Consider the following 12698-nt stretch of genomic DNA (forward strand, 5'->3'; position numbering starts at 1 on the left):
TCAGTTGCTCTGCTTGTGTGCTCCCCCACCTTCGCCAAAGGTCAGCTACAGGCAGGACCGATACTGTTGCAGATTGGTGCGGGTGAGAGTGCCTCACGCCTGCGCCTCTCCAACAGCGGCGACGCGCGGCTAACGGCCCAGGTGCGGGTATTCGCCTGGCAGCAGACGGAAGGCAAAGACCAGCTGATCGCCAGTGATGCGGTGGTAGCCAGCCCGCCCATCGTGGAGTTGATGCCCGGCGCGGAGCAGATAGTGCGCCTGGTGCGACTGGGACCGCCCGCCTCGGGCAACGACCACAGCTTCCGGCTGGTGGTGGACGAGCTTCCAACAACAAACGGCGAAGCACACGGCCGGGTGAATGTACGCATGCGCTATGTGTTGCCACTGTTTGTGCGCGCGCAGGATGCGACCGACGCGAAACTCTCCTGCAGCGTGCGCGATGATGCCGCACTGCTGGAGTGCATCAATTCTGGCGGGCGGGCGGCCCAGTTGGGCGCCAGTCAACTGATGGATGATTCCGGGTGGGCGCTGCCGCTGAGCGCGGGCCTGCTCGGATATGTGTTACCCGGTAGCCGCAGGGTTTGGGCGTTGCCAGAAAACTCTGTCTCTCCCACGGCGGACCTCACGCGAGACGTGCGACTGGAAACACTGCTCAATGGCCAGCCCACCACGCTTCCGCTGCAACAATAATTATTGCGGTCACCTTCCGAAACGCGCGCTCATCGGCCTGCTCGCCGGCGCACTCGCCATCAGCGCGGAGGCCGGTTCCCGGCTGCAGCATCACATGTTGGCCGCCGACGATGCCGATACATTTCTGCCCGCAGTGCATCGCGAGCAGGATTTGTATCTGGAAGCCTTCTACGGTGAAACCACCACCCGGCTGATCGTGCACGCGCAGCTGCGCGACAACAGATTATTTGTAATTGCCGGCGACCTGCAGGAAATTGGACTGCAGTTACCGGAGGAAGACCCCACAGGCTGGATAGCACTGGATTCCCTGCCCGGGCTCGCCTATCGCTATGACGTCCCCACCCAGTCCCTGGTACTGCACGCGCCGCCCAGCCTGCGCCAGGGGCAACACCTGGGTTACCGGCCACCGCCGCCGGTTGAGGTGCGCCGCGATCACGGGCTGCTGTTCAGTTACGACTTTTACGGTCGCCACTGGCAGGGCCGCAGCAACACCTCACTCGGCACGTCGCTGAACTGGTTCGGCGACTACGGCAGCCTGCAGATTTCCGGGGTCAGCCGCAGCGGCGATGAAGATATCGGTTACCGCCGCCTCGACAGCTACTGGACCTACAGCGATCCGCAACAGTTGTGGACATGGACCGCCGGCGATCTGATCAGCGGCGGCCACAGCTGGAGTCGCCCGGTGCGCATGGCCGGCCTGCAGTGGCGACGCAACTTCGGCGTGCGTCCGGATCTGATTACGCTACCGGTCCCGCGTTTCGATGGCAGCGCCGCGCTGCCCTCCACCGTAGAGCTCTATGTCAACAATATCCTGCAGTACGACAACGCCGTGGACAGCGGCCCCTTTGTGCTCGATGCCCTGCCCCGAATCGGCGGTGCCGGTATGGCCACGCTGGTGGTAACCGATGCCCTCGGGCGCACCACCGAGACCAGCGCGCCGCTGTATGTAGACCACCGCCGCCTGGCGCCAGGCCTCAGTGACTTCAGTCTCGAGGCGGGTGTATTGCGCACCGACTTCGAAGGCGGCTGGAACGATTACGGCGAGCACCCGGTGGCAAGCGCCAGCTGGCTGCAAGGCGTCACCGGTGCCTTTACCTTCGAGGCCCATGCCGAACTGGCGGAAGAACTCGGCGTCACGGGGATCGGCGGTGTCTGGTCGCCGGGCGGACGCTGGGGCCTGGCATCCGCATCCCTCGCCTACAGCGATGGCCAGGCACCGGGAGAGAACGACAAATCCGGGCACCAGTACAGCCTGGGCTACCAGTGGATCGGGCCTGTGGTCGGTTTCGATCTGCAGACCCTGCGCCGGTCCCGCGGCTATCGCGACCTCGCGGATATGGATACCGACCGCACCCTCACCGAGCGCTGGCTCAACGCCCAGGACCGCGCCACCGTGTGGCTGCAGATGGGCCGGGGAAGCTTCGGCTACAGCTACCTGCGCCGGCGCGACCACCGCGCTCCATTCCTGCCGCGGGAATTTTTCAGCACCCACAGCCTGAGCTGGACACAAAACATCGGCCGGCGGCTATCGGTTTCCGCCGCCCTGTTCAAAGACGACGAAAACGGCTCCGGCGGCAGCCTCACCTTCAGTGTCCCGCTGCAACATCTGGCCTACCTCTCCGTTGGAGTACAACGCCGCAGCGACGGCAACAACGAACCGAGAGCCCTGCTCCGCCGCACCGCCCCCTACGATGGCGGTTGGGGCTGGTGGCTGCAGGGCGGCGACATCGACGGCGACTACGGCCAGGCCGCCGTTGAAACCCGCGGCCGCTATATGGAAGCGCGCGCAGGCCTCGACTGGGACCGCGACGAACACGGCTACTTCCTGGAAGCCGGCGGCAGTGTCGCGGTCATGGACCGCCAGCTGATCGCCAGCCGTCGCATCCACGATGCCTTCGCCCTGGTGTACACCGGCGTCGAAGACATACCGATACTCAGCGAGAACCGCCTCTACGGACACACCGACGACAAAGGCTACTTACTTATCCCCGACCTCCGCGGCTGGCAGCGCAACCGGATCGGTATTGATCCGGATCAACTGGCCGCAAATTTCCTGGTGAACGAGCTGGAACAATTCGCAATACCCGCCGATCACGCGGGCCAGTTTGTGGTGTTCCCGGTTGCACAAATGCAACCGGCCATCATCACCCTCCTCGACCAGTCCGGCCGCGCAGTGGACGCCGGCAGTGGCGCAACCCTGTATCAGGAAAATTCAAGCCGCGCGGTTCCCGTGGGATTTGATGGTGAAGTCTACCTGGAGGACATTTCCGGCGGGGCGCGTATCGAGGTACGGCAACGGGAACGGGTGTGTAACTACACCATCAGTCCCATCGCCGAGCCCGCAACCGTCTTCACACGTCTGCGGTTGTCGCCGCAAGATTGCATGGAGGCACCATGATGATCCGGCGTGCCCTATTGCTGGTTTTACTGCTGGGGGTGGGAAACGCCTGGGGACAGGCATGCAACTATACCGTGACGCCAGTTCTCGACTTCGGCACCATCGCCGGCCTGCCGACACCCCAGATCGATGTAAGCGCGAGTATCACCGTCGAGTGCCCAGCGCTCGGCAGCCTGCTCCTGCGCCGCGTCTGTATCAGCCTGCCAGCAGGCAGCGGCGGTATATCCATTGCCGACAGGCGTATGGTGAGCGGCGCGTTCGACGTGCAATATCAATTGTTTCGCGACGCCGCGCGCACCCTGGTGTGGGGAAATGTCGCCGGCGGCCAGCAGCGGATTCTGGAATTTCCACTGCTCGGTGGCACACAGGTGGCAACGGTATACGGACGGGTGTTCGCCGCGCAGACCGGAAAAACGGTGGGCCTGTATCAGTCGGTACTGAGCGCCATCGAAGCGCGCGAAGGATCAACCCTGCAAACCTGTGCCGCAATGAGCGGTGTGTACAGCCTGCCCGACACCCTGACGTCACAACTGCAGATCGAACCCAACTGCAGCATATCTGCGAGCCCGCTCGATTTCGGCACCGTCACCAGCGTCACCCAGACAGATGCCAGCAGCAACCTGTCGGTGACCTGCACATTGAACGGCGCCTATACCGTAGCGCTGGATGGCGGCGACAACGCCGACATCAACGACCGCAAGATGCAACTGGGCCCGGATACCGTCGACTACCAGCTCTACCAGGATGCCGCGCGCACACAGACGTGGGGCGATACCCCGGGCACACTGGTGGGCGGCACCGGCAGCGGAGCTGCCCAGTCGCTCACCGTGTATGGCCGGGTTCCGATACAGGGCGCAAAGCCCCCGGGTACCTATCAGGATACGATTACGGCCACAGTGACTTTCTAACTCACGAGAGCCGGCCGTCCTCAGCCGCGCCTAATTCCAGCGTGCAATTGCTCAACGAATCACGGCACCCACCGCAGTGAGACGAAGCGACCATATCCCGCGGTAACCAAACTTTAATACTGCCCTCCCGCCCAAATATTCGCATCCAACCAGGGCCCTCTCGCCCAACCCACAACTGTTTAGAAGTCACATGCCCAGAAGTACCCACTATTTTCGTATCGAAAATTCCGTCAAAACCCTTCGGTTTTTTCACTTCTTTTTACTCAGCTATTTTTTTGCAGCACTGTGCACGCTCAGCCCATCTACCCTCGCAAAAGATACCGGTAATACCCACAGCGCACTGCAAGCCATCACCCTGCGTATCGACAACGACATTTTTGCCGGCAGCGACCGCGGATACTCCAACGGTATCAATGTCGGTTTTCTTTCGCAGACCGTCGACAGCTTTCAGGATTCCCGCTTGCCATCCGGTTACCGCCGGCTGAATCATGGATTGCGCTGGCTGCAACCAAAGGGCTGGGATCAGTACAACATGGTGCTGACCGTTGGCCACGGCATCTTTACTCCGGGGGACTGGCACACCCGCGAGCTGGTGAAGGAAGACCGCCCCTATGCCGGCGTGCTGGTTGCCGGAGTAACCTATAACGGCAGAAACGAAAATCGCATGCAAAGTACCGGCCTGAGCCTGGGCATGGTAGGCCCCTCGGCACTGGGAGAAGAATTACAGAAAGGCGTGCACAAACTGCTGGGCTCGGAGACATTTCGCGGGTGGGACAACCAGCTTCGCGACGAAGTCGTCTTTCGCCTGTCGACCCAGCGTCTGCGACGCCTGCAGTTCAACCCCACCGGCGACGACTGGCAACAGGATCTGATACTGCGAACCGGAGGCAGCTTGGGAAACCTGGTCACCGATCTCAATATCGGCGCCGAGTGGCGGTTTGGCCCGGAGCTGCCAAACAACTTCGGCAGTGCTCCCCAATTGCCAGCATCAGAAAATACCGCCCCCACACGCCATATGGATTACAGCCGCCGACTGAAACTGCACGGCTTTATCGTCACCAACATACGCGGCGTTTTGTATGACGTAACGCTGGACGGCAACACCTGGAAAAACAGTCACAGCGTCACGCGCGAATCGCTAATGACAGACCTGGGCATTGGCGTGGCGGGCAGTTATGAGCACTGGCGATTCGCCTTTGCCCACTACTTTCGCAGCCGCGAATTCGAGCAACAGCAGGAGCCGCCCAGGCTTGGTAGCTTCAGTGCCTGGCGGGAGTTTTAGTGTTCATCTACTTAAATCATACGGTGTGCTTTCATGGATGAGAGCGCCTTGTTCTAACGATCACCATCAAAGAGGCCAGCGGAAATATCAAAGTACCGGTCTTCCCCATCACCAAAGTGCTTCACTGTTGCGAAGCGAATCCTTCAAAGCATTGATGAGCGCTCGCAGTCTCGTCGATACCAGACGGCCACCCGGGTAGACAAGATGCACTGGCAAGGGCTCAGGCTCAAAATCTTCGAGCACCCTGCACAATTTTTTCTCACTGATGAATTGCTGAACCTGATAGGAAAGGAACTGTCCGAAGCCCACGCCTTCCGCGCATGCCGCAACACCCGCTGCAATATGATTGCAGCTCAATCTTCCGCCCACTCTGATGGCGACGTCGTGTCCGCTATCACGGAATGGCCAGGTACTCGTCGAGGATAAATTCCGCAATCGTATGCATGGCAGTTGGGACAACGCGCGAGGATGGTCCGGCACCCCGACTCGTTCCAGCAGCGCCGGGCTGGCGCAGACAACCCGGCGCACTTCTCCGACACGGATCGCCGTCATCGAAGAATCCGCCAACGGGCCGATTCGCAGCGCCAGGTCGATACCTTCGTCAACCAGGTCGACAACGCGATCCAGCAATAGCAGATCAACGCGAACGTGCTCATATCGGGAGAGGAAGTCTGAGATTGCCGACACCATATGCAGTTGCCCGAACTGCACCGGCGCGGTGATGCGAAGGTCTCCCCGCGGTTCGGCTTCATTCTGGCCGACGGCCAGCTCCGCATCGTCGACGTCGGCAAGTATCCGGCGGCAACGCTCCAGATAGTCACGACCTTCCGGCGTCAGGGACATACGGCGTGTGGTGCGCCGCAACAACCGGGCCCCGAGGTGAGCCTCAAGCGCGGCAAGTGTTCTTACCACGGACGGCTGTGAGCGGCCCGATGCCTCTGCCGCCGCGGTCAAACTGCCTCGGTCGACGATCTCGACGAAGACCCGCATGGCGGCCAGTTTATCCATAACGATTACTCCAATAAATGCAGCAATGTTATCAGAATGACGGCATTTATTAGAGTCGCCCCTCTCCCTATAGTTAGGCCATCAACTGACAAACTCATCAGAGAGGACACCATGAACCAGAATTCCGCAAAAACCCAGGGCGTACATCATGTAGGCCTGACCGTACCCGATCTCACCGCCGCCCGTGCCTTCTTCGTTGATGCACTCGGTTTTGAGCAAGTCGGTGAAGTTGCCGATTACCCTGCGCTCTTTTTAAACGACGGCTCGACCATGATCACACTGTGGCAGGCAGAAGATCCTGCCAATGCTATCCCCTTCAACCGCCACACCAATATCGGTCTTCACCACCTTGCGCTTCGCGTCGGTACCACGTCGGATCTGGAGCAGCTGTACTCGGAACTCCGTGAGCGCAACGACCTGGACATCGAGTTTGCCCCCCAAGGGTTGGGCAGCTCCGGTGCCCAGCACATGATGTGTCTAATTCCGGGCAATATCCGCCTCGAACTGATCACAGTCTAACCAGCGGAGGAAGCACTGATGCAAGCACTGCATGGGAAATCGGATGAGACGTCACCGTTCCATCAAGGCGAGCAGGCGGTGCAGGCCCGGCTTGGGGTTCGTGACACAATCGAGCCCTGGGCGCGCCAGGTGGTTCGACCCTTTCTACCGGAACAGCATCGGGAGTTTTTCAAGCAACTGCCCTTTGTTGTGGCCGCTGCACGGGATGCTACCGGGCGCCCCTGGGTGACCTTGCTCACAGGGACGCCCGGTTTCATAAGCACACCGGACCCGACGAGCCTGCATATTGCGGCGCGCGCATTGCCAGGAGATGCGCTGGAAAACTCGCTGACTGCGGGTGCGGAGCTCGGCCTGCTCGGCATCGAGCTGGATACGCGGCGACGCAATCGTGTGAATGGGACAATTAACGCGGCCGGGGCCAATGGCCTCACCTTCGCTGTTGGCCAGTCGTTCGGCAACTGTCCGCAATACATTACCGAGCGAAGCTGGCATCAGGTCGGCGTCAGGCCAGGCGACGCGTCCGCGACTCGCTATCAGCGGCTTACCCGTAGTATGCAGGTATGGATCGGATCGGCGACCACACTGTTTATCGGGAGCGGCTACCGCGGCCAGGGCCAGCACGTGGGTTATGGGATGGACGCCTCCCATCGCGGGGGCGCGGCGGGGTTCGTTACCGTCCTCGACGACAGACGGCTGATCCTGCCCGATTATTCTGGCAACAACCACTTCAACACCATTGGTAACCTCGTTGCCGATCCCCGCGCTGCGCTGCTGTTTGTGGACTTTGACACGGGCAGCCTGCTGCAGATCAGCGGCCAGGCAACAATCGACTGGGACTCCGCCGAAGTGGCGCGGCACCCCGGCGCACAGCGCCTGATCGCCTTCGATATCGAGCAAATTGTGCAACTCGACGGTGCCCTACCACTGCGGTGGAGCGCACCAGAATCCTCACAACCATTAAGGCTGATCAAAAAGACGAAAGAAAGCGAAGACGTAACATCATTCGAATTCGTGGCACAGGACAGCGCAGCACTGGCGGACTTCACACCCGGCCAGCATCTGCCGATTGAAGTGCACATCGAGGGGCACAAGCAGCCGATCAAGCGCACCTATTCCTTGTCCAATGCACCCGGTGAGGGCCGCTACCGAATTACGGTTAAGCGCGAACCCAAGGGTACGGTTTCACGATATCTGCACGACACACTCGCCGTGGGAGACACCGTTAACACGCGGATGCCAAGGGGCGACTTTGTGCTGGCGCATCATGACCGCCCCGTTGCGCTGGTCAGTGCCGGTGTCGGAGTGACACCAATGGTCAGCATGTTGCATGCCCTGGCTGGGGAAGCAGGCGAACGGCCCGTGTATTTTATCCACGGTGTGCGCGACAGCCGTCACCATGCCCTGGCCAATGAAGTACGCGCGCTGGCGAAGCGTCACGACAAGATCTGTTTCAGCGCTGTCTACAGTAAACCCCGCAACACTGACCGGCAGGGAAACGATTACCATCATCGCGGACGCATCAGCATTGAACTGCTAAAAGAATTGGTCCCGGGACTGGATGCCGACTTTTACCTGTGTGGCCCCGAAGGCTTCCTGGCCGATACCGTCGCCACCCTTCGCCAGAGCGGCGTTCAGCCAGAGCGTATCCACACGGAAACGTTCTGACAATCGGGACTCGGCTTGGCCTTCAGCACAACGCTTTCCAGAGGAACCGCGCACTCCGAATGCCTGCCGCTGCGACCACAGCGCAAAAATTTACCCAGCCAGAAAAAATTCTTTCTTACTGGTGCGCCAGCGCGTAGTCAATCGCCGCACACACTGCGACGGCCTGCGCGGCGTTGCACTGCTCGGGAGTGGCGCGGGGGCTGTCGGGATAAACCTCAGTGGTTGTCTTGTATGGGGCGTTGGTGATGCTGGCACACAAGCCCAGCTGCTTGAGCGGATATTCGATAACACCGCGCGCGACCACCGGCGAGCCGATGATCTCGTTGTTGTCATCTGCCGGGGCGATATGGGTAACTTTCTCTACCGCCGCGATCACCGCTTGCTGGAACTCGGGCTGCGGGCTCTCGCTGTCGTCCACCAAATAGAAGCCATCGGGAATGCCGCCCGGCTCAAACGGCTTGCCGTCGCGCGCCGCCAGCGCGGGGCGGAATTCGGTTTCGTCGGTATCGGTGGTTTCGTGCAGGTCGATATGCATCAGTGCGCGATCACGAATGGGCGCAACCAGTCGCAGCAGCGCCGCGGACTCCTCCGCCGGGCTGTTTTCACGGAAAGAGCGGTTCGGGTCGATGGCATTCGGGTTCCAGCGGTGGATGCGCTCGTAGGCCCAGGGGCTGACGCAGGGAGCGACCAGTAGATTGACGCGGCCGGCGTAATCCGCGGCATGCTGGTCCACAAACTCCAGCGCACCGTGTACGCCACTGGTTTCATACCCGTGCACCCCACCCGTCACCAGCACCACCGGCAGATCGTCGCTCCAATCGCGGCTGCGGATTGCCAGCAACGGAAAGCTCTCGTCGCCGTATTCCAGGCGGCCATACTCCTCCACCTCGAAGCGCGCGCGCAAATACTCGATCTTGCTTACCACCTCAGACTCGTAGCTGCGGTGGCGGACCTGACGCGACAACCACTGGTTGCGTTCAGAGTCGCCCCACGGCGTGCCGGGGGTGCCGATTGGATAAAATGCGGGAGCAGTATTCATGTCGCTAGTTCTCCAGTGATGTACCAGACAGGCCGGCATTCTAACACTCGAACGCGGACGCCCTGGCCTTTTTATCAGCGGTCTTGAACAGACTTCTCTGCCTCCCTGGCTTCGCGCACGATTTGGATACCACCTCGGACAACGAGCGCAGAAATGATCATACCGATCAACAAATCCGGATATCTACTGCCGAGAATCGCAACAAGAGCACCGGACAGAATAACCCCTAAATTGGCGAGGACATCATTGACCGAGAAGATCCAGGAAGCGCGCATGTGTACACCGCCACCACGGTGTTTTGAGATAAGCCCAAGACACACAATATTGGCCAGCAATGCCACGATACCCACCACAACAATCAAGGTGCTTTGTGGTTCGCTGCCAAAAAACAAACGCCTAAGCACCTCGAAGAGCACGCCCACGCCCAACAGAATCTGCAGATAACCACTGATTCTCGCTGCACTCGCCTTTTTCGCCACCGCCTTACCAACCGCATAGAGCGACACCCCGTACACGAAAGCATCCGCCAGCATATCCAGAGAATCCGCGAGCAAACCGGTTGACTCCGCAATCAACCCCAGCACCAGCTCAAGGAAAAACATGAATGCATTGATGGACAAAAGTGCGACAAGGGTTTTCCTTTCCATGCGCTTTTCCTCTATCACTCGGCCCCTCCAAACAGGCCCAGCTGACCATCCACCAGAGTGTCAAAATCCAGATCTATGAAAGGCAATATGGCATCCGCCACGGGCTTGAGCTGCTTGTCGATATAGTGCTGGTAATCCACCGGTGATTGACGGTAATCCACCGGCTCCGGACCATTTAGGGTAATCACGTAACGAATCCAGCCCTTGTTCTGGTAGCGGGGTGCCAGCCCCTGCTGCTGCCGGAGTTCATCGGCCAGCCGCGCCGCGCGCACTTGGGGCGGCACGTTTTTTACGTATTGCTCCAGCTTGCGCCTGAGTCGCTTGCGATACACCAACTGCTCGTCCATCTCCCCTGCCCGGGTTTTCTCCACCGTCTCGCGGATATAGTCGGACGGATCTTCACCCTTAAACACCATCCCGTAGAGTTGCGTCTGGAACTGCTTGGCCAGGGCGGTCCAGTCACTGCGCACGGTTTCCAGACCTTTGAATACCAGCTTTTCCTCGCCCCCTTTCACTACCAAACCCGCATAGCGTTTCTTGGAGCCGGCCTCCGAGCCGCGAATGGTGGGCATCAAAAAGCGCTGATAGTGGGTTTCGAATTCCAGCTCCAGCTCGCATTCCAGCGCCAGCTCGTCTTTGAGCTTGTGCTGCCAGCGCGTGTTGATCTCGCGGGCCAGATTCTTGCCGATTGCATCCGCTTCTTCCGGACTGGGGCGGCCGCTCAGCCAGACAAAGGTGGAATCGGTATCGCCGTAAATGACTTGATGACCCAGCTCCTCAATCCAGCGGGCCGTCTGCTGCATGATCTCGTGACCGCGCAGGGTGATGGAGCTGGCCAGACGCGTGTCGTAAAAACGGCAACCCCCACTTCCTAGCACCCCGTAAAAGGAGTTCATGATGATCTTGATGGCCTGGGAGCGGGCGGCATCCTGCTCCTGCTTGGCGATATCCCGCTGGGCCCAGAGATTGGTAATGATATCCGGCAGGAAATGTTTATCGCGGGAAAAGCGCGCGCCGCGAAAACCGGGGATGCTGCTTTCATCCGACCGGCCCTCCTCCGGTTCCCCACCTGATCCCTCAGCCAATCCTTCAACCAGTCCCATAGGATCAATCTTGAAGGTGCGGATGATGCTGGGATAAAGACTCTTGAAATCCAGCACCAGCACGTTGTCGTAAAGACCGGGCCGGGAGTCCATCACATAACCACCCGGGCTGGCCAGGCCGCCGCCGGCCGGCAGGTTGGGCGCCACATAGCGGCTGCGGTGTAGCCTGGGCAGGTAGAGGTTGGTAAAGGCCGCCACCGAGCCGCCGCTGCGGTCGAGCTCCAGGCCAGTGAGTTGGGCCCGCAGGCGCAGGTAATCCAGCAAACGGGTGTGCTGGAAGATATCCCAGACCAGGCGACAGTCTTCCAAATTGTAGGCGGCCAGCTTGGGTTTGTTATGGCGAAAGTCGTGTTCAATCGCCGCCAGACGGTTGTCCACGTCTTCGGTGTCTTTGCCTCTGCCCAACAGCGTCCGGGCCACAAACTCCAGGCTGAAGCTTTCGAAGTTGTAGGTGGCGCTCTTCAGCCCATCGATGCCGTCCAGCACCACACGGCCCGGCAGCGTCACGAAGCCCTGGCTACCTTCCCGGCCATCCCGCCAGCGCGCCTCTGTGCCACCGCGCCCCAGCTTCAGGCGCAGGCCGTGGCGTCCGGCTCTTTTCAGCAGCAGCCGAAAATCAAAGTCCACCACGGACCAGCCGATAATGATGTCCGGGTCCAGGCATTGAATCCGGGCCTCCAACGCCTCCAGCAGCGCCCGCTCGTCGTCCACCCAGTGGATGGTGGTTTCAGCACTTTCAGGCTTGCCCACCATCAGCACCTCTTCCACACCATGCCCGTAGAGACCGATGGAATAAAGTTCACCCTGGCCGGAACACTCCACGTCCAGAGAAACCACCTTGAAGTCCGGCTGCACCTCGGCGCCCTTAAGGCGCACGTTGCGATATTCCGTATAGCCGTCTTTGGCCTGGGCCAGACCTTCAAAGTAAAGGCCACCGCGGGCAAAGCGCTCCATCAGGTAACGGTCGTGGAGACGAAAATCCGCTTCAAACACCTCCATTCCACGAGTTTGCAACTGGGCTTGCGCCCGGCGGTGAGCGTCGATGGTGGGAAAATACAGCATGGCCGCATCCTCGCGGCCAAAGGTCTGGAAACCCAGCTGCTGCCAATCGTAGGGCACGCCGGCCAGCGCCTCGGCCACCTGGGTGCGGTCCGCGACCTTCACCATAAAGACCGGGCGCTCGCCTTCAATGACCAGCTTGACCGGGCCCTCGGGCGTGGCCAGCCAGTAGTGGATGCAGGTGCTGCCGCGCTGATCAAAGCTGTGGCGGGTGAGAAGAAATCCTTGAGGCAAGAGGCTGTACTGGGTTGATGGCTGAGTTGGAGCTTGTGTTGATGATGGACGCCATTCTACTGGATAAATCTACAGATATCAGCAATCGCCAGAGTTGGGCAAGAGGGCTCTGGCGACCTCACGAACTTGCGGTACCTAGTCATTGA

General features: G+C 60.2%; 10 protein-coding genes. 6 read left to right on the forward strand and 4 right to left on the reverse strand.

All coding sequences use genetic code 11. From position 1 onward, the window contains the following. Positions 1-66 precede the first annotated feature (66 nt). The 4 genes from GNX18_RS05545 to GNX18_RS05560 all read left to right on the forward strand — a co-directional run bounded on the left by GNX18_RS05545 (position 67) and on the right by GNX18_RS05560 (position 5278). Complete coding sequence (locus GNX18_RS05545) at positions 67-690, forward strand: molecular chaperone (protein WP_166216011.1); 624 nt, start codon at positions 67-69, stop codon at positions 688-690. Next, the gene (locus GNX18_RS05550; protein WP_166216013.1) at positions 656-3088 is read left to right on the forward strand and encodes a fimbria/pilus outer membrane usher protein; all 2433 of its coding nucleotides are present in this window, start codon (positions 656-658) and stop codon (positions 3086-3088) included. Before GNX18_RS05545 ends, GNX18_RS05550 begins: the two co-directional genes overlap by 35 nt. Next, positions 3085-3996 (forward strand): spore coat U domain-containing protein, encoded by a 912-nt coding sequence (locus tag GNX18_RS05555; RefSeq protein ID WP_166216016.1) that lies wholly within the window; start codon positions 3085-3087, stop codon positions 3994-3996. Before GNX18_RS05550 ends, GNX18_RS05555 begins: the two co-directional genes overlap by 4 nt. Positions 3997-4186: 190 nt before the next feature. Beyond that, on the forward strand, positions 4187-5278 hold the full coding sequence (locus GNX18_RS05560) for a lipid A deacylase LpxR family protein (protein WP_166216020.1): 1092 nt from the start codon (positions 4187-4189) through the stop codon (positions 5276-5278). Between the two features lie 108 nt (positions 5279-5386). On the opposite strand, the gene GNX18_RS05565 is transcribed toward GNX18_RS05560, so the two are convergent. Continuing rightward, positions 5387-6286, reverse strand: coding sequence for a LysR family transcriptional regulator (locus GNX18_RS05565; protein ID WP_166216023.1), 900 nt, complete (start codon positions 6284-6286; stop codon positions 5387-5389). 111 nt (positions 6287-6397) lie between these two features. Here GNX18_RS05565 and GNX18_RS05570 point away from each other — a divergent pair, with 111 nt between their 5' ends. Together GNX18_RS05570 and GNX18_RS05575 are read left to right on the forward strand one after the other, a co-directional pair. Further along, positions 6398-6805 (forward strand): VOC family protein, encoded by a 408-nt coding sequence (locus GNX18_RS05570; protein WP_166216026.1) that lies wholly within the window; start codon positions 6398-6400, stop codon positions 6803-6805. 18 nt (positions 6806-6823) lie between these two features. Then, a complete protein-coding gene (locus GNX18_RS05575; protein WP_166216028.1) occupies positions 6824-8470 on the forward strand; it encodes a pyridoxamine 5'-phosphate oxidase family protein in 1647 nt (548 codons plus the stop codon). A 115-nt stretch (positions 8471-8585) separates the two neighbouring features. Here GNX18_RS05575 and GNX18_RS05580 read toward each other — a convergent pair whose 3' ends face one another. The 3 genes from GNX18_RS05580 to GNX18_RS05590 form a co-directional block, all read right to left on the reverse strand. Further along, positions 8586-9509 carry a M14 family metallocarboxypeptidase gene (locus GNX18_RS05580; protein ID WP_166216031.1) on the reverse strand — a complete coding sequence of 308 codons (924 nt, stop codon included), beginning with the start codon at positions 9507-9509 and terminating at the stop codon, positions 8586-8588. A gap of 74 nt (positions 9510-9583) precedes the next feature. Then, positions 9584-10156 (reverse strand): cation transporter, encoded by a 573-nt coding sequence (locus GNX18_RS05585; RefSeq protein WP_166216033.1) that lies wholly within the window; start codon positions 10154-10156, stop codon positions 9584-9586. A gap of 14 nt (positions 10157-10170) precedes the next feature. Beyond that, positions 10171-12552 (reverse strand): DNA polymerase II, encoded by a 2382-nt coding sequence (locus GNX18_RS05590; protein ID WP_166216036.1) that lies wholly within the window; start codon positions 12550-12552, stop codon positions 10171-10173. Positions 12553-12698: the final 146 nt, after the last annotated feature.

This window comes from Microbulbifer sp. SH-1 (assembly GCF_011326135.1).
Lineage (GTDB): Bacteria > Pseudomonadota > Gammaproteobacteria > Pseudomonadales > Cellvibrionaceae > Microbulbifer > Microbulbifer harenosus.

What these genes read in the sequence shown, in the direction of transcription:
- GNX18_RS05550 (WP_166216013.1), top strand. Translation starts at nt 656, where the DNA reads ATGGCCAGCCCACCACGCTTCCGCTGCAACAATAATTATTGCGGTCAC.
- GNX18_RS05555 (WP_166216016.1), top strand. Translation starts at nt 3,085, where the DNA reads ATGATGATCCGGCGTGCCCTATTGCTGGTTTTACTGCTGGGGGTGGGA.
- GNX18_RS05560 (WP_166216020.1), top strand. Translation starts at nt 4,187, where the DNA reads ATGCCCAGAAGTACCCACTATTTTCGTATCGAAAATTCCGTCAAAACC.
- GNX18_RS05565 (WP_166216023.1), bottom strand. Translation starts at nt 6,286, where the DNA reads ATGGATAAACTGGCCGCCATGCGGGTCTTCGTCGAGATCGTCGACCGA.
- GNX18_RS05570 (WP_166216026.1), top strand. Translation starts at nt 6,398, where the DNA reads ATGAACCAGAATTCCGCAAAAACCCAGGGCGTACATCATGTAGGCCTG.
- GNX18_RS05575 (WP_166216028.1), top strand. Translation starts at nt 6,824, where the DNA reads ATGCAAGCACTGCATGGGAAATCGGATGAGACGTCACCGTTCCATCAA.
- GNX18_RS05580 (WP_166216031.1), bottom strand. Translation starts at nt 9,509, where the DNA reads ATGAATACTGCTCCCGCATTTTATCCAATCGGCACCCCCGGCACGCCG.
- GNX18_RS05585 (WP_166216033.1), bottom strand. Translation starts at nt 10,156, where the DNA reads ATGGAAAGGAAAACCCTTGTCGCACTTTTGTCCATCAATGCATTCATG.